Genomic DNA, 18,746 nt, shown 5'->3' with positions numbered 1-18,746 from the left:
AGTTACATGTGCAACTGATTGCCACCTCAGGCTGAATACACCAGATTTGAAAGACACCTCAGAGTTATTTATGGACATCTTGATTCGTTAAGAGAACCACATTTATGAGTGTCCGCAGTTGGTACAGACTGTGTAAAAACCGTGATTTCATCCAACAAACATCGATTTAGGTTGCATTTAAGCATCCGATTTCGTCGTAGCTTTTATCAAAGGCTATTAGTCTGTTCCCCTTGCTGACTATTAAATCAGCAACAGCCCGACCAATCCCTTCGTTTGCACCAACTACAAGGTATGTTTTAATTGTTTCGTTACACATTGAGATAAGCCAACGTTCTATTCTTAAATAAATAATCCTCAACGAGAACTGTGTATTTTCCTTGCTCAAATCGGTATGAAACATACCCACTACTGTCAAGCTTGAGTTTCTGGAATGCGGCAATAACAAAGGAAGCAGAGAAGCCATGAGTTACTACAGCAATCGACGAATCGCTTTTTTCGTAAACATCTTGGATAAAGCTTTCTACACGGGTAAAAAGCTCACCCCTTGACTCAGCCCCTTCACATATCCTATGGTTTTCTCGGTCTCCTGTCGGAGATGCTGGAACAATGAGTTTATTGTGTTCATCCTGGTCCATTCCTTCATGTTTCCCAAATGACATTTCACGCAATCGCGAATCAAACACTATAGGTAGCTGTGTTCCTGAAAAAATCTCATTTGATGTCTGCTGGCAACGTTTTAAGTCCGAAGAATAGACTTTTGTGACATCATCGATAGCACCTGAATCCACCAGTTTTTTCTTTACCAGTCGTGCCTGTTCAAGCCCTTTTTCAGTGAGGCTAGAGTCAAACCAGCCTCCAACACATTTATTCACACCATGGGTAGCTTCACCGTGCGTAATTAAGTATATTTTCTTCATGTTCACCTCAACACATAGTTACATTCATGGTCACAAAATCATTAATGTATCTTCGCTAACAAAGTCGTCCATGAGTTCTGGAAAGAGCGTGGATTGATGCCTTGATTGACCAGTAATATGGTGAGACATGCCAGAATCTCCATGATTATGCTTACCAATCTGATGATACTGGACTTGGCTTTGAAATTGGATCGGTAGCTAAGACCAATTGATCATAAGTACATCGTACTGAGACCAAAAGATGAACAAGGGTTTTTACACAGTCTGGGTACTAAGCCGACTATTTGATTGAATCTCGTTCAGTTCGAGTCTTATTTGGTACAACTAACTCACTTTTGTCCAAAAGTGAGTTAGCGTAACATAGGGATAATCGCCTAAGATTCAAGATTGCTTTGCTCATATTCCAATGACCAGAGCAACAGAGCGTGTGTGCTCCAATACAACTTATTCGCCCTCAATATTCTGGTAATACACCTGCTTAATATAACGCCCTCGCCCGTCACCATGCCCTAAATCCATCGAGACCAGTGCCAGCGCTTCCCGCTCGCTGAATCCTTGCGCTATATAATGCTCCCCAGATTGCTGAGCAAAATGATAACGCATACTGTGTGGCGCTTTATTACCGCTCAGTCCTGCACGTCTGACAATATAGCGGTAACGGTCTATGGCCTGCGTGATCGTGGGTTTATCAATCAGTTTGCCGCCACGCCCGGTCTGCTCGCGTTCAGCATAAGCAATCGCGTGTTGCAGGGCTTCCCGAACCAGTATGACCGTCTGTCTGGGGCGTCCACCTTTAGTACCGAACACCACCCGCACAGACGTATGCCCGTTTTCCAGTGCTTTCTTCCAGGTCGCTAACGATTTGTAGGCTTCCACCGCTTCTTTGGTACGCAGTCCCAGCACATACGCCAGTTGCATAACAACCGCGACACGCCGGTCTTTTTGTTCCACCTGCTGAAAAATGTCCCAGAATGCAGCCGGTACCAGCGCCATTTTCGTTCCCTAGCGGCTGGTATCCGCGATACCCAATGCCCGGTTACTCAGGCGGGCATTATCGGGATCAGCCAGCTTATGCTTTCCCGCCTGCGCTAAAATGGCTCGCAGCATCGACATTTCATTTTGCAGTGTCCGATGACTGATATTGTTGGCTTTGCGTTCAGCGATGTAGTGCTCAATATATTTCACCTTCAGGCTATCCATTTGGCGGAGTTTGATGCCATTGTCTTTCAAATAATCAAGGAAGTGCCGGGCAATCCGCGCCCGATCCGCCACCGTAACAAAACTTCCGCCTGCCTGTCGGGCATGCGTGATAAAAACTTTTCTGAACAGCTCAACCTTTGAACGTGTCGATCCCTGCGCCATTCTCGCCTCTTCTGCTACTTTGCGTTTGTTTTATTCATTTTTAGTCGTTTTTAAAACAATTCCCTGCGTGTCGGTTCAGGTTCACCGTTCCGTGGTGCGTCAGACAATGTGTAGCAGGGCGAGATTGTGTTGAGTTATTGCAGGAGCTCGCGACGTGCTCAGCACAGCGATGACATGCTCCCCGTTCAGTGCCTGATCTCATCAGGATGAACGCCTCATTATCTTGACGTGATTCATTTCTCCTTAATTTTTACTGCATCAGCCTGCAATCAGGCAGTGGGTTGAAAATCCGATAGGACAATCGTTTATCCATCAGACAACAGGGTGGTTAATAGTCTGTTTTACGTGGTTTCACTGAGTAATGCGGGATTCAAATCGGTCGTAAAGCCAGACCGGATGGGCTATGGACGTTTGCCGCTTTGCGGCGTCACTTGGTAATCGCTGCGCTTCAACACAAGTGACGCCGCACAATATTCGGGACGTTTACCGTGATGAACTGAAAATACAGATAAATGTTGTACTGATGAGAATGGTCTCATTCAGCGTAAGACAGGGCCTGTTTTGCTCTGTTGTGTGAATAGCCGGTGAATAACACCGGGAAACTTTCATCCTCAGACGATGGGTTAGGTGTCCGGGGATATCTGCTCCCAAAAGTGCACAGATGTACCGCAATGCTTGCACTCCCTTTCAGGCTACGGGAATTTTTTTGCCCCTTGGAGGTGATGGGCACTTTGATAATTACTAATGGAGATGCTAACAGTTATACATGAAACGAGCAAATTTTTGCTCTATCATACTCATCTCACGAATTTTCTTCTGAACAAATCGACTAAGGCTCATGATGTTAGTCTTCAAATGAAAAAACTATTGCACACATAAGCCAGACCATGGAAATAAGAGCTATTGTAGTGTCGAATAATGTTCCATTTTTTCACTATCAAAATTATCTATCTGTTGCTGAATTAATTTCCTGATAACTAATAGGTACGTTCCATCTTTTTATATCTTCTTTATTGAAGGCAATACACCATTCAGCGTCTTCCTGAAGCGCTTTCCTAACCTTATTATCATAATCAGTATTGCCCGGAATAAATTTCCAACTCTCTTTATATGCTTTAGTAATTTCTGAAGGACACATAAGCTGAAACTCACCAAATGAAAATATAGAAACCGCTCTGATAGCAATTTTCCCTGTATCCTCAACTTTCCAACTTATCCATACACCTTTATCAAAAAGGTTCTGAGGATATTCTTTTTCATCTACCAAATAAGTATGAGGTGTAAAATCACTGATCCCTGAAAGTTTCATTACAGAGTGAACAAACATAACCGGGATAACAGTAATAAAGTATGACATCACTAACATTATGGCAAATGCCAGCGCGATCGGAACAGTAACTTTCTTGACTAATTTTTCACCATTATTCATTCGTATAAAAACAACCCCAGGAAACATAGTAACTATATAAAAAGCATAAGAAATAGCCACAAACCCAATAACTTGATAAGTATCTCCCATTAAATCAGGAAATTTCATTGAATCAGAAAACAATGATATAGGAATAATTTGACTATAAGATAAAACAGAAATAAAAAAAGGAATCAATAAATAAATTCTAAATTTATATTTATTTTTTATGGTGTTTGATTTGATTCTTAACTCTTGATTTAATATTTCTTTATTCATAAGGTAAGACACAATTGATATACTAACTACCAAAATAAAAAATGAAGAAAGAATAATTATGTGAAAAACACTACTAGGATCATCAAAGATAAATACACTCAATGCAATAATTATTGGAGTGAAAAACCCACTTACCATAAGTATCGTTATGAGATTATTTTTTATATTATCATAATAAATAAAGTGTTTATTTTCTGCCGGTATGAAAAGAGATAATAGCCAAGACCCCATGAAGAAAATAATCAAAAAAAACGCCATGTTAATAATAAAAGAAAACACAAGAATATTAAACATATTTTTGAAACTGACAGATTCGTTAAATATATCCAAACGTCCCATCCTATTAAGGAAAAACCAAATAATAACTATTGATATGATAGAGGAAATTGATGACATTGGTAAAACTGAGATGCCAATTTTTTTTAGAAGTTTATTACATTCCATAATTTAAAATCCAATAGTGTGAAACGACTCACAATGCGTTAAAAGTAATAAGTAAATTTATTAGATTAATATAACATAAAACACAATAATATGAGTTGATATTGTTATTCATTCCAAACAAGATGATTTTATAAAAGACATGATAGCCCCAGTGAAATGTAAATATTCTCGAAAAAATATTCCTGCTCCAGATACAGAAAAAACGGCCTCACAATTTTATTTTCCTTTGGATATCATCTTTTGCAGCACCAACTGTCCAAACATACCCGCAGATTGCCTGACCTGCCCCACGCCCTGGCTCATCATCCCTGCCATATCCCCCATCCGCACGCCGGCCCACGCTAATGCGCCCAGCCAGACCATCGGCAGGACGATAAACAGCGTCCCCATCACCAGCCCCATGATTAAATCGTCCGAGGTATTCTGAATACCCGCCAGATTAAACAGGCTGTGGGTGTCTGAGCCGTACAGGGCTTCCAGTAAATGGCTGTCCAGCCAGCGCGCCAGTTCCCACCAGAAGGTCAAAAAATTCAATGCGAAAATCACAAATGTCAGCGTGAAGATGGTCTTAAATTCATAGGCCGCAAACAGCAGGATCAACGGGATTAAGATATACAACGCCATCAAAATTACCGCCTGCATCATCGGCAGCGCCTGTCGTACCGCATCGAACATCGGCATACTGAGTAATCCACCCAATAAAGCCCCTGCGGAAGTGCCGATTCGATTAGCGCCATCCAACAAGGTGGGATCGGCACTACCACCATACCCGGCATACACATACCCGTCCTGTGAAACGCTCAGGTTTACCGGGCTGACCAGACGGCGGATCACCGCTTCCTGATAAGCCTGCGTGTTTTTCCCCAGTATTTTCAGTGTCGCTGACAGACGCAGCCACAACCCCGGATCGGCCTGCGCCAGTACCCGGTCTTTCAGACCAATCTGGGCCGTTGACCACCAAGCCTGACACGTCGGGTATCCGCCCTGCCCGGTATACGGCCGCCCGTTATCCCGACTCTCCTGCCACGGAAAATCCGCCCGGGGGAGGCGAGATTGCAGCATCCGGTAATCCCCGGCTAAAAACGTGTGGCTGCCCAACCAGCCGATATCATTCAGGATAATAGGGTCAGTGATGTGCTCCTGATCGCGTTGTTTCCACTGATACAGGGCTAAGGCATAGCAATCGTGGGTAAAATCCTGCAATTCCGCCGCCAGTGCCGGGTTGCTGATGCGGGTGTGCTGCACGTCAAAGCGTAGTTGCCGCAGATCCGGCCGACAGGGAATGGACGCCACCGCCGCCTGTGTCAGTCCCTTGGATAATCGGTGCACCACCGCCCACCAGAGCGGCACAGCCGCTGTCTGGTTATTCAGGCTGGATATTATTGGTGCATACCCACCGTTATCCGGCGCTGTCGGTGTCCAGGTGCCACAGCTTTTGGCACGGGAAGTATCGTACTGAAGGGTGGTCAGGCTGACATTGACCAGCGGCACACAACAGACCACCATCACGAAGAACGCGCCGTACAGGGTGTTTTCAATCCGGGCCAACGACTGTAACCCGGCCTGACCGTCTTCTTCGCCACACTCTCTGACTTTCAGCCAGACCGAAATCACTTTTACCACTAACGGCAGCGTAAACAGTCCGGTCGCAATCAGGATGTGCCACAGGCCATTGTTGATGACCCAGCCGAGTAGTGTCAGAAAATATTCCAGATAGCTGTTGGCTGTCATCGTATCTCCTCAATAGTGCCTGACAGGGCATACTCACCCAGCAGGATAAACAGCAGGCTGGCCACCATCATTCGTATCAACATTGCGCGGTATTCCGGCAGATGTTTTAGCCTTTGCCAGGTTTTCTGACCTCCCCAGCTCAGTACCGCATACAGGCCTAACCGCCAGACTAACCAGACTCCCCCGGTTTCGGTCACCCAGTCGTGAATGCGGTGAAGTTTTTCTGCCTGATGCAGCCCGACCCAGCCTGCCGCTACAGTAATGACCATCACCACAGCGATAGCCAGTAATAACACCGCACCTTTTCTGAATACTGAATGCTTCTCTGCTATCATTCGCCTTACCTGCGCTCACGATTGGGTGCTTCCAGTTGATAAAAACGCGCATCCGTGCTATCCGGTACCTGTTTTTGCGGATGCATGTTGATGCGCTGGGTATCCCGCTCAATGATGGTCAGGATGGCATTACGGGACAGGGCCTGTTTCAGCTGCATTTCATTCTTCAGCGCATTGATTTCCCGGTCCAGCGCGGCAATCCGGCGTTCCCCTTCTGCCAGCGCTTCTGACTGTGCCGCCGCATTGGGTTCGGACATGCCGGTGATAAGCATCCGCCGCATCAGTAACGCCGTTTCTACGGTTTCCGCCATCGCCAGCTCTCCCGCTAAACGTCCCGTCAGGGCAGCCCGGTCCTGGTCTCGCTGCAACGACTGAATGACACCTTTGGTTACCGTCAGACTGCCGGTTTTCAGTTTCGCCAGATTGACCATCGTCGGTTTTTCCGCGCCGCTGACCAGTTTCACCAGCTGTTCCGTATTGGTTTTGGTGTGTGCTTCCAGCATCGGGGCAAATCCCGTACCCGCCACGGTGGTGCCCGGCTGGTGTTTCTCGCCGCCACTAGTGCAGTCTGCCGCCTGAGCACAGGTACGGATGACCCGGTCGCCCAGCACACTGACCACCGCTTCGGCCGCTTCATGGGCATTGCTGAATTTACGGCAGACACTGCCTTCACACTTAAGGCTACTGACCGATGACTGGCTCAGCACCGGCAACTGATTCATCATATTAAAGCCGGCACTGACTAAATCCCGGGTCGGGCGAATGGCACTCTGCCCCTTACCGCCCTGTCGCTGGCCGCCAATCCACGGATGCCCGCCGGCACCGGTTGCTTTGCTGCCGGCGTTATTGACACGCACCGCATCGCCATCCCCGCTGTTAACCAGGCTTTTATATTCCTGCAAAGCCGCTGACTGCGTCCATTTATTATTCTGCGCAAAATCCATCATCTTATTGGCCATCGCCTGACAGTTGAACTGGGCTTTGTCGAACGCCACATTGGCCTGCAAGACCCCGTTGGTCAGCATGTCATACAGTCCCGGATTGGCGCGTTGGATAATCATCGCCGGCAGGCTGGCCACGGCTCCGGTGGCGCCCTGAATGACATCACTCATCAGGTTCTTGAACCCGGCCGTAATCCCGTTCAACTGGTTGCTGACCGTGGCTTTCAGGTTAAAATTGCCGCACATCAAATCCGAGCGCCAGCCCAGCTCTAATCCACCGAGAGTGGTGGAACCACTGCGACTGGCCGGTTCAGAAATCACCGAACCTCCCCCTAAGGTATAGAACAACGTATCAGACACCGCACCGCTGGCGTCTGCCCCATAGCCCAGTGCACTGCGGTTCACCTGCGGTAAGGTCAGGGACAGCCCGGTGGCATTGGCCTGTTCCGAAGTGATGACCAGTCCACCGACTATCAGCCATAACGCGTTTTTTTTCATTATCATTCATCCCTTGTTCAGATATCCGTACTGCTGAGAAAACGCTGTCCACGCCGCTGGCAACAACTGTAAGGCTGCCACAGGGCATACGCCTGATTACCATCGATTGCCGCCGTGTGTTCACCATCAGGAAACACGGCACAGGACTGACTTAACGTCGGTGATAACCGCTACCATTGATGATTTTTGATGCCGGTGTTTTCGGTGACCGATTCAGGTGGCCAGTAACCCGCGGTACGGGTGCCTTTCAGGGGCTGATAAACATGGGGTTGCCCGACACGACTAATGATATCCGCTACCCGTTGCGCCACCACAGCCGAGGCCTTGTCATCATCGGTCTGATTAATAAACCCTGAGCGCGGATAAATATTGCCCCACATAGTGCCAGCCATCTGACTGCCCAGTTCCCGCTGACCGGGCATCAGGGCTTCCGGGTAGAACGATTCCGGCAGACCCGAGCGCCATGCCACGCTATCCAGTGTGCTGAAAAAATAAGGCATCAGCGGGGTGGCCGCACTGCGACACGAATAACCGGGGATTTGCCCGCCTATCAGGTTAGTTGCCGGATGCCCGATGGCATCGGCATATTTGAAACGCAGACTGGTACGCCGTTGCCCGGCAATCTGGACATTATGATTACCCCCGCCGGCGTTCAGATGAGAGAACGCCCCGGTCACGGTATTTTCCACGCCACCGGCGAGTTGACTGACCTGTGCCATTTCTGTCCATGGGTTGCCACCAGAGGCCTGATACGTGGACACCACCACTTCGGGGAGGTAATGGGTCACCTTCACCGAGGTTTTCACGGTACAACCGTGCAGGCCACAGAGCAGCCAGTAACAGATGCCGCTGACCCGCCACTGAATGCAGGAGGGTGAAAGACTGCCGGCAACAATCTGAGCCGTATTGATGGAAGCCTGCGTCACCGGAGAAAATGCTGCTATCAGGGTGATGAGTGCAGGAAACGTCACACGTTGAAGACTCATGGTTGATATTGCTCCCTGAGTGCGCGGGCTTTTGCCACATCCGCGGTGCCATACACCACCTCCCTATCATCAAAGACCACGGCCGGATACTTTTTTACGCCTGATTGCCATGCCTGCACCACAGCACGGTAAGCCTTGATCAGTTGTTGCTCCTGCTGACGCCATTGGGAGGATTGCAGTATCACCTGTGCCTGAATAGCGGCTTGCTGCGGATTGGCGGAAAGTTGGGCAAAGAGTTGCTTTTGCTGTTGTTCAGCTTCATCCAACCAGACGATGTGACTGTCCGGCATCAGATTCACCGGCGGGTGCTGACGGTCAGTATACACCACTGTCCCCGCACTCCCTGCCCCACTCCATCCCAGCAAAAACACTAAATACAGCTTTTTCATCCTCTCCGCCTCGGTTGCAAACCCTCAGACCAGCGTGAAGCAAGCCACGGTAAAAGTCAGCCCATAACTGATTTTCCGAAAATGAAAATTAACGCCCCGATTCGCTGATGCATTTCCGACAAACCAATGTAATAACAGCCCGGATTAACCGGATGACAAAATTTGTTATGAACTTAATGAAAAATATGCCGATAAAACAGTCAGCCCATTCTCATAATGAGCAAAAAAGGTAGGCATACCGAATGGGCTTTGCCTGTCCCTTTTCTGTCCGGATATCGGGAGGCATAAGTCAGCGAAAACCGGAAGGAGAACAACAAAAAGCCCATGACAATAAGGAAAATGACACCATGTCAATGAAAAAACACCTGACAAAGTTGCAGCAGGGACAATCCCTGCTGGAAAAAGGTAAACAGACGGCAGGCCTGCTGGGGGGTAGCGGTGCCGCCGGCCTGATGAAGAAAGGGGGTCTGACGACATCCGGCGGTTTTGCCGGTCCGCCCGGCGGTGGTCAGGGTCTGGCACAGCAGGCGGCAGTCGGACACAATGCCGCCACCAAAGCCCTGCAAAAAGCCAGCCAGTTGCTGAATGGTGGCGACTCCCCCAGCGGCCTGCAATTTACCCTGACGGCTGGCGGTCTGGCACCGGAGACCTTTGTCGTCACGGATTTTACCCTGAACGAACATTTTTCCCAGCCGTTCCAGCTGGAAGTCGGGCTGGCGAGTGCTGACCCGGCCATCGACTTTCCTGCGGTACTCGACCGCTCTGCTACCCTGACTATCACACAGGATGGGGTTGAAAGCCGGAGTATCACCGGTATCGTTGCCAGCTTTGAGCAGGGTAATACCGGATTGCACCAGACCACCTACCAGATGAGTATTCGCCCGGACCTGTGGCGCACCACGCTGCGTCAGAATTCGCGTATTTTCCAGCAACTGAACATTGCGGCCATTATCACTACGATTCTGAAAGAGCACGGTATCCGTGATGTCGTCTTCAGCCTGCGCCATACCCACCCGGAGCGGGAATTCTGTGTGCAATATCAGGAAAGTGATTTTGCCTTCCTGCAACGGCTGACCGCAGAAGAAGGTATTTTCTACTTTTTTGAATGCGGTAACGGGCGTAATACGCTGGTGTTCGCCGATGATGCCGGCTCTGTGCCACCGGGCATTGTGCTGCCTTACCAGCCGGGTGACACCAGTACGCTGGGAGAGCCGGCAGTGAGCCACCTGACACACCGGGCACAGGTCCGCCCGGCACAGGTACAACTCAAAGACTACACCTTCAAGAATCCCGCATGGCCGGCCGAATTCAGCCAGCAGATGAAGGAAGACACGCTCCAGCAATTGTATTACGAACATTACGACTATCCGGGCCGTTTTAAGGATGAGGCACACGGTAAGGATTTTACCCGCTACCGTCTGGAAGCACTGCGCAACAATGCCGTGACAGGACAAGGCCGTGGTCATGCAATTGCGATCCAACCGGGGCGGTTATTCACCCTGTACAACCACCCGCGTGAAGACCTGAACCAGTCCTGGCAGGTGGTGGGCGCCAGTCATGCCGGCAGCCAGCCTCAGGCACTCGAAACTGCTCACAGTGGTACAGGGACTACTCTGAACAGCCAGTTCCACTTTATCCGCCATAACCAGCACTGGCGTCCGGCACCGTTACCGAAACCGGTCATCGACGGCCCACAGATTGCCAAAGTCGTCGGCCCGGCCGGGGAAGAAATCTTCTGTGACCAGTACGGGCGTATCCATCTCCAGTTTCCGTGGGACCGCTACGGCAAGAGTGACGACCAGAGTTCCTGCTGGATACGGGTCACCCAGCCGTGGGCCGGTCAGGGCTGGGGGATGCTCGCTATCCCGCGTATCGGGCAGGAAGTCGTGGTGGATTTTCTGCATGGCGACCCGGATCAGCCCATCGTTACCGGCCGCACCTACCACGCGAGCAATATCCCGCCGGGCGGGCTGCCGGGCAGCAAAACCCAGATGGCCTTTCGTTCCAAGACCCATAAAGGTGAGGGCTATAACGAACTGCTGTTCGAGGATGCCAAAGGCAGTGAGAAACTGTCACTGCACGCGCAGAAAGACATGGATACCACCGTCCTGAATGACCGCAGTACCCGCGTAATGCACGACCATACCGAAAGTGTCGGCCACAATCAGGCTATCAGCGTACGGGCTGACCGGCATAAAGAAGTGGTCGGTATGGAAGTAAGCAGCATCGGGACACGGCAGGTCACCGTAGAAAAAACCAGCGTCCTCAGCGTCAAAGGACAAATTACTATTCAGTCTACCGAAAGCGGTATCACCCTCGGCAACACCAAAGGGAGTATCGCGATTGATGCCGACGGCAATATCCATATTACCGGTAAGACCGTCATTGTGAACGGACAAGAGGTTATCACCCTGAACTGAGTCCGGGCAGGCCAACTACAGACTGACACCTGCTCAGCCGTATTTTTACGGCGGGCTGAATATCGCTGAATATCAATGACGTAAAAAGAGTGAAAAGGAAAATCATGAGCAAACAACCCTACCAGATGAACGAAGGTATCCTGACCCTGCCTACCGGCTGGCGTGATGAATCGATGCACGTGTTTGTGCTGCCGGATGACAGCGGTGTCAATCTGGTGATTAACCGCACCCCGGTGCCGGCAGGCACGGACAGCGATGCGTATTATGAACAGACACTGGCCCAGTTTGTCACCCACCTGCCGGGGTATCAGGAGCATCAGCGACTGCAAATGGAACTCAGCGGTGACACGGCGTGGCGGCTGGATTACCAATGGCAAAGCCCGGAGGGGGAAATGCACCAGACAGTGGTGCTTCAAATCCGGGGCAGCCAGTTACTGGCATTTAACCTGACCTCACCACAACCCTTTAATACCGGGCAGCGGGCAGCCTTACTGGCCGTGGTGAGCAGTTTTCAGGCGGCATAAGGAGAGGCTGATATGGGATTAGGTGATGAAATTATTACCCGGATTGCCCGGGTCGGGGCTACCCATGCCCGGCCGCCCCTGCCACCTGGTGGTGGGGCCAGAGGGCCGGCAGCCGCACGCCAGGGCGACCCCATCCAGCATAAGAGTTTCTTTGGTGCTCTGATGGGGGCGGTGGCCGGTGCCCTGATTGGTGCCGCGATTTTCGGGGCCGTGGGATTACTGGTTGCCGGCACCGGCGGGCTAGGGGCGACGCTGATTGTGGCGGCCGCCGGCAGCGGATTAACCTATCTGGCCAGCGATGCCATTGCGGCAGCCAGCTCGGCCGTCACGGACTTTATCGACAGCTTCGGCTCACCGGACGGCGTGCTGGACAGCGGCTCCGGTAACGTCCTCATTGAAGGCAAACCCGCGGCACGGGCTACAGTAGATATGGCTAAATGTAGCAAACACCCGGCACCGCCGCCCCTGATAGCGCAGGGCAGTGAATCCGTGTTTATCAATGGTCAGCCTGCGGCGCGAGTCGGCGACAAGCTGGTCTGTGGGGCTGCCATCAAAGGGGGCGCGGGCAAAGTCTTTATCGGCTCCGGTCAGGGGACTTACCTCAAGGTTGAAGAAGAGTTCTCCGGCTGGCAGCGGGCATTACTGGTGGCGGTGGAATTTCTGGTGCCGCCGACCCGCGGGCTGCTCAAAGGCGTGGGTAAGCTGCTGACCAAAACCGGTCGGCAAGCAGTGCTGGCTGGCGCAAAGCTGGGGGCCAAAAAAGCCGGTCGTGCCCTGAAGGGCAGGCTGATTTGTGCCAAGGCCGCGTTTAAAGCCAATAAAGGGATGAAACGTTTCACTCAGGCCACCAAAAAATTCTTCACAGGTGACCCGATAGACGTGACCACCGGCAGCCTGTTTGACCAGCGCACCGAATTTGAACTGGGCCAGACAATACCCCTGACCTTTACCCGCAGTTGGTCACCGGGAAGGCGGGGCCTGCTTGGCGAAAACTGGCTGGACAACTTCTCCGAGGCCATTATCGTGACCGGCGACCGGGTGGAAATCCTGACACTGGAAGGGGCCTCCCTGCATTTCGCCCTGCCCCACAGCGTTGACCACAGTATCAACCCGGAGCACCCGGAGTTTACCCTGAGCCGGCAAAAACAGGGTTTCGTTCTGAGCGAGCGCAATCATCCGGTTCGCAGATACTTCACCCGGTTAGCACTCACAGAAGAAAATACGGTACAACGCTGGTTACTCACTGAACACCGTGATCGCAATGGCAATACCGTGCGTTTTCACTATAACGATCCCCATCAACTGGAAAAAGTCACTCACAGCGACGGTCCGGAGCTGATATTACTCTACCGTGATGATGGTCTGCTGGCCGACATTCGCCGCATAGACAATGGTCTCAGTGACGTGTTGGTGCGCTATGACTACCACGACAATGGCTGGCTGGCGGAAGCGGACAGTACCCAGCAATTTCACCTGTTCTATGAATACAATGCACAGGGGCTGATTAGCCGCTGGTCGGATGGCGACCAGACAGCCGTGGATTATGTGTATGATGCCCAGGGACGCTGCATTGAAAGTGTCGGTAGCGGAGGCTATTACCCCGTCCGGCTGGACTATGAAGCCGGTATTACCCGTTCCACCACGCCACAAGGGCATACCACTACCTGGCATTATAACGCCGGACAGCAGGTCACGCAGGTCGAAACCCCGTGCGGTCACGTTACCCGGTATGAGTATGATGACTGGGGCAATCTGCAACGGCAGATCCTGCCGGAAGGACAGGTTCTGCAACTGGACTATCTGGCGGATACCGGACTGGTTACCGCATTTACCGATACCGGCGGTGCGGTGTGGCAGTATCACTACGATGAGGCTGACCGGTTGACCAGCATGACTGACCCGCTTAGGAGAGTCTGGTGGCAGCAATACGATGATAAGGGCCAGGCTGAATGTTTTATTGCCCCGGACGGCAGCAAAACCACCCTGACCCGCAATGCGTTCGGGCTGGTGACGAAGGCCGAAGATGAAGAAGGTAATCAACGAAGCTGGGAATACGATGACCATCAGCGGCTGACCCGGCTGTTTGACGAAGAAAACCGCAGCCTACGGTTGGGATACGACAGCCATGACCGGTTACAGCGACTATCATCAGGCGGCGGAGCCTTATGGTTGTGGCAATATGACCGCCATCACCGTGTTGCTTTAAGTGACCGCCCTAACAACAGTCTTGAGCGCTTCCGACATGACCGCCACGGCAACCTGACCCGGTGGACAGATGCCCGGGGCGTGGAATGGCAGATTGAATACGGGCCGTTTGACCTGCCGGTTAGTCGGCTCGATGGAGAAGGTCATCGCTGGCAGTATCGTTACGATTTAGACAGCCTGCAATTACGGGAAGTGATTAACCCGCAAGGAGAAAGCTATTGTTATCAGCTGGATGCCGACGGGCAGGTGACCACGGAGACTGATTACGCCGGTACGCAGTGGCATTATGCCTATGACGGCAATGGCAACTGCACGGAAAAACGGGATGCGCTGAATAACATCACCCGCTATGACTATGATGCCAGCGGGCAGATGACCGCGATGCACACTCCCGAAGGCATGACCACCTACAGTTACGATATTCTGGGACGTTTACTGGAAGTCATTACTCCCGATAATACACCACTGACGTTCGAATACGATGATAAAGATCGCATCGTGAAAGAAACACAGGCACATGGCGACATCCAGCGTAATTACCCGGACAGCATCACCGTCGAAAGAACACTTATCACAACAAATAATCAGGTCTGGCAGGCAAAAACCGAAGCCAATAAAGTCGGCGAACTGCGGAAAATCAGTTTCAGCGGTGAACATACACTCAGACTTGAACGAGACGACGACGGCCATGAATGGCATCGCCAATCAGATAAAGGTTTTATTCTGCGGCAGGAACACTCATTGATGGGGCAACTGACCGCTCAGCGTGCCGGACGCAATACCGAGTTTTTTGAAGCCCATGAAGTGGCGGATATTCCCCAACCGACACTGGCTGGACTGGATCGGGAATATCGCTACGATGCGGCACTCAATCTGGTGGCCGCAAACGATGAACGGCAGTGGCTGCGTTATGTAGTCAACGGCAACGGTCAAGTGACTTCGGTCAGCGACTGGAACCGCTTGCAGGAACATTATCAATATGATGCCTCCGGTTACCCAGCACGTCGTTTTGACGGTTTGCACGACATTGACGGGGAACGTCTTTACCAGAAAGGCCACCGGTTACGCCAGCTCGGTCAGCATTTATTTGAGTATGATGATGCTGGTCGCATGACCGCTATGCAGCTCTGGCAGGCAGGTCACCGCGCTCAGCTCACCAAGTTCCGCTGGAACAGTCAAAATCAGCTTATCGGGGTACAGACCCCGGGCGGCCAGCAGTGGAACTACCGCTATGATGCCTTTGGACGGCGCACGGAGAAAGTCTGTGAACCGACCGGCATGCGCACCACCTATCTGTGGGACGGGGATGTACCGGTGGAAATCCGTGAATACCGGCACCACCGGTTGTACAGTATCCGGCATCTGGTATTTGACGGTTGGCAGCTGCTGGCGCAACAAATCCAGTTCTTCACCCCCGACCCAGACAACCGCAGTGAATTGCTGGCGGAGGAAGTGCAAACGCAATATGCCGTGTGTGCTCCAACAAGAGAACCGCTGGCACTGTTTAATCCGCAAGGTCACCGTGTCTGGCGTCAGCCACCTCAAAGCCTATACGGGATACGACTGAAAGTCGCAGGTGAAAATGCACAGTACAATCCGGGTCAACAGTTCGCCGGCCAGTGGCTGGATGAAGAGAGCGGGCTGGTCTACAATCGGTTCAGGTATTATTCGCCTGTTGCGGGGCAGTATCTGACGCCGGATCCGATTGGGCTGACAGGAGGTGAGAACCCCTATAGTTATGTTCATAATCCCACAGGATGGATTGATCCGCTTGGTCTTTCCACATGTTCAGACGCCAAAATATTAGCAGAAAATTTAGGTGCTAAACCTAACTTGGGAGGTCAACATGATGCACATCATATTGTTATGTCTAATGCTAAAGATAAGAGAATGCAAGAACTTCGGGACCTGATGGACTCTTTAGATATTAATATTAATGATAAAAGAAATGGTATTTGGTTACCAAATACGGGTAAGGACAGGGTTCCTAGTGCAAAAACAACAGCACATAAAGGTAATGGGGTGCATGGCAATTCTTATAAACAACATGTTTATGATAGCCTAATAAACAGTAAAACAGATAAAGAATTTTTTGCTGCTCTTAAAGTTCTAAAAGATGAATTGGCTAACGGTAAAGTTTTTCAGTTGGCTAGTGGAAAATGGCCAACGCCTTAATATACAGGACAGAATATGGAAACATTGATCAAGACAATGAATAACCATCTTACTAAGTTAAAGGAAGAGTTACTTTCAACGGCAGAGTTAGATGAAAAAATAAACAATGGTAGCTTTGGTGATACAGTTTTATCTTGGTCTAAATCCAGAGCTTATGGTGTCATTCCCTTTTATAGTGAGCTGACAGGCTATAGTTCTGATAGCATGCTAAAAAGAGAGCCTAAAAACAAAAAAAATGCTTACTGTTACATTGGTAATGGTAATATAGATAAAATTATCAGATATAATACGCGTTCAGAGATTGAAGATATTGAATATATTATCAGAACCAATAATGAAGTGTTCAGTATACTGAAAGATTTTCGAGGAGATTTTAGGTCTCTGACAAAATTAATTTTGGATGATCAGGGAAAGAATCAAGAATGCTATCGAGTAGATGATGATGGCGATTTTTTTGGTTATCATTATATTTATAATGATGATGTTATTTCTGAAATAATATCCATGACACATTATAATATAAACGCATGCAACTCTATTTATTTAGAATATGATGATACTAAAAACTTAGAAGGCATATATTTTAAAAACAAAGGTGAAAAAGTATATATATACTCTATAAATAAACGGTAATGAAAGTAGCTAGATATGTGAGCATGATATAGCTAGAAAAACTCTACTTAGGCTAAGTCACATATCAAATATAGTCATAGATTTTGAAAAAAGCCGGAAAGAACCACATTATTTTCCGGCTTTTTCATCATCATATTACTTTGTAACCCTCAAGGCTGTATTCATATAACAAGTGAATTATATTATGAGTCCTAACCACGATCATAAGTTTTGAAAAAGACAACAATACATGATAATCCAATCTAAAATGAAATAACCTTTCCGAAATGGCAATGGAGCCTTAGGAGGGGCTTGGAAAGGAGACCCTAGAAATATTGTATTCCCACTAAATGGTAAAAACCCTGATGACGTAGACAATAATTTATTTATTTATTTATTTATTTATTAATCAATCTTGGATTCGCCTAATAAGTGCAATTTTTAAGAAAGGCGGTCAGTTGCTATAGTAGGCATCTTTCTCGCCAAAGGAAAATGCACTATGGCCTATACACAACTGACCGAAATAGAAAGATACCAGATTTTTAGTTTAAAAGAAGCCGGTTTTACACAACGCTTTATCGCAACGTCTCTTAATAGAAATCCATCAACAATTAGCCGGGAATTGAGACGAAACCAGGAAGACGAGAAATACTGCCCTAAACAGGCTCAACTTAAAGCCTCAGAGCGCCGTCATGCCGCGATAAAAGCCGTAAAAGTGACACCTGAGATCGTCAAATTGATTAAACAGTTAACTTGGCAAGATTTGAGTCCTAAACAAACCGTTGGTTATCTCAAAAGGGAAAATATCATCTCTTTGCATCATGAAACAGTTTATAGATTGATTTATAAAGATAAAGTGAATGGTGGTGACTTATGCCAGAATCTCAGGATAGCTAAAAAACCATATCGTAAACGCTACGGAAGTGATGAACACCGAGGAAAAATCAAAAACCGAGTCAGTATTGAAAAACGTCCAAAATGTGTTGATAAAAAGCAGCGTATTGGTGATTGGGAAGGCGATACTATTGTTGGCAAAGATCATAAAAGTGCATTATTGACCTTAGTTGAACGAAAATCGCTATTTACTCTCATCATTAAACTGGAAGATAAAACAGCAAAAGGCGTTGCAAAAGCGGCAACAAGACACTTATCTGGGATAAAAAACAAAGTTAAAACAATTACCTTTGATAACGGACTGGAGTTTGCTGAACATGCTCTTATCAGTAAAAATTTAGAGGCAAAAATTTATTTTGCTCACCCGTATTCCCCTTGGGAAAGAGGAATAAATGAGAACACAAATGGATTAATCAGAGATTACTTCCCAAAGGGAACTGATTTTAATCAGGTATCAGAGCGAGAGGTGAATCTTGTGGCAAACCGATTAAATAATCGTCCTCGTAAAACGAGGAATTACAAAACACCGAATGAATTATTTAAAGGAATATCAACTCATTTACTTCGTTTATAACGGTGTTGCACTTATTATGTGAATGCAAGAATGATATGAATATATCCAGGAA

At 49.0% G+C, this 18,746-nt stretch carries 11 protein-coding genes and 2 pseudogenes; 5 read left to right on the top strand and 8 right to left on the bottom strand.

Translation table 11 applies throughout. The features are described 5' to 3' along the window. Positions 1-308: 308 nt before the first annotated feature. The 8 genes and pseudogenes from Xhom_RS44985 to Xhom_RS45020 all read right to left on the bottom strand — a co-directional run bounded on the left by Xhom_RS44985 (position 309) and on the right by Xhom_RS45020 (position 9,290). Entirely contained in the window at positions 309-917 is a 609-nt protein-coding gene (locus Xhom_RS44985) for a histidine phosphatase family protein (RefSeq protein WP_069316999.1), read from the bottom strand. A gap of 444 nt (positions 918-1,361) precedes the next feature. Then, positions 1,362-2,279 (bottom strand): annotated as a pseudogene (locus tag Xhom_RS44990) (integrase domain-containing protein). Between the two features lie 943 nt (positions 2,280-3,222). Further along, positions 3,223-4,410, bottom strand: a complete 1,188-nt coding sequence (locus Xhom_RS44995; RefSeq protein WP_069317000.1) for a hypothetical protein — start codon at positions 4,408-4,410, stop codon at positions 3,223-3,225. A gap of 216 nt (positions 4,411-4,626) precedes the next feature. Beyond that, positions 4,627-6,141: a conjugal transfer protein TraG N-terminal domain-containing protein gene (locus Xhom_RS45000; RefSeq protein ID WP_069317001.1), complete on the bottom strand. Its 1,515-nt coding sequence runs from the start codon at positions 6,139-6,141 to the stop codon at positions 4,627-4,629. Then, complete coding sequence (locus Xhom_RS45005; protein WP_198148708.1) at positions 6,138-6,476, bottom strand: hypothetical protein; 339 nt, start codon at positions 6,474-6,476, stop codon at positions 6,138-6,140. Before Xhom_RS45005 ends, Xhom_RS45000 begins: the two co-directional genes overlap by 4 nt. A 5-nt stretch (positions 6,477-6,481) precedes the next feature. Continuing rightward, positions 6,482-7,921 carry an integrating conjugative element protein gene (locus Xhom_RS45010; protein ID WP_069317002.1) on the bottom strand — a complete coding sequence of 480 codons (1,440 nt, stop codon included), beginning with the start codon at positions 7,919-7,921 and terminating at the stop codon, positions 6,482-6,484. An 11-nt stretch (positions 7,922-7,932) separates the two neighbouring features. Then, positions 7,933-8,901 (bottom strand): annotated as a pseudogene (locus Xhom_RS45015) (TIGR03756 family integrating conjugative element protein). After that, positions 8,898-9,290: a TIGR03757 family integrating conjugative element protein gene (locus tag Xhom_RS45020; RefSeq protein ID WP_069317003.1), complete on the bottom strand. Its 393-nt coding sequence runs from the start codon at positions 9,288-9,290 to the stop codon at positions 8,898-8,900. The pseudogene Xhom_RS45015 and the gene Xhom_RS45020 overlap by 4 nt, the downstream one beginning before the upstream one ends. 347 nt (positions 9,291-9,637) lie before the next feature. Here Xhom_RS45020 and tssI point away from each other — a divergent pair, with 347 nt between their 5' ends. The 5 genes from tssI to Xhom_RS45045 all read left to right on the top strand — a co-directional run bounded on the left by tssI (position 9,638) and on the right by Xhom_RS45045 (position 18,694). Next, positions 9,638-11,710, top strand: coding sequence for a type VI secretion system tip protein TssI/VgrG (gene tssI / locus Xhom_RS45025; protein WP_069318489.1), 2,073 nt, complete (start codon positions 9,638-9,640; stop codon positions 11,708-11,710). 104 nt (positions 11,711-11,814) lie between these two features. Then, a complete protein-coding gene (locus tag Xhom_RS45030) occupies positions 11,815-12,234 on the top strand; it encodes a DUF1795 domain-containing protein (protein ID WP_069317004.1) in 420 nt (139 codons plus the stop codon). A 12-nt stretch (positions 12,235-12,246) separates the two neighbouring features. Next, positions 12,247-16,614 (top strand): RHS repeat-associated core domain-containing protein, encoded by a 4,368-nt coding sequence (locus Xhom_RS45035; RefSeq protein WP_084023151.1) that lies wholly within the window; start codon positions 12,247-12,249, stop codon positions 16,612-16,614. Between the two features lie 15 nt (positions 16,615-16,629). Continuing rightward, positions 16,630-17,247: a hypothetical protein gene (locus Xhom_RS45040; RefSeq protein ID WP_069317005.1), complete on the top strand. Its 618-nt coding sequence runs from the start codon at positions 16,630-16,632 to the stop codon at positions 17,245-17,247. 478 nt (positions 17,248-17,725) lie between these two features. Next, positions 17,726-18,694 (top strand): IS30 family transposase, encoded by a 969-nt coding sequence (locus Xhom_RS45045; protein ID WP_069317006.1) that lies wholly within the window; start codon positions 17,726-17,728, stop codon positions 18,692-18,694. The last annotated feature ends 52 nt before the right edge of the window (positions 18,695-18,746 follow it).

The sequence above is a fragment of the Xenorhabdus hominickii genome (assembly GCF_002632725.1).
GTDB lineage: Bacteria > Pseudomonadota > Gammaproteobacteria > Enterobacterales > Enterobacteriaceae > Xenorhabdus > Xenorhabdus hominickii.
The sequence above is the reverse complement of the archived record's forward strand: the minus strand, read 5'-3'. Positions and strand labels throughout refer to the sequence as shown.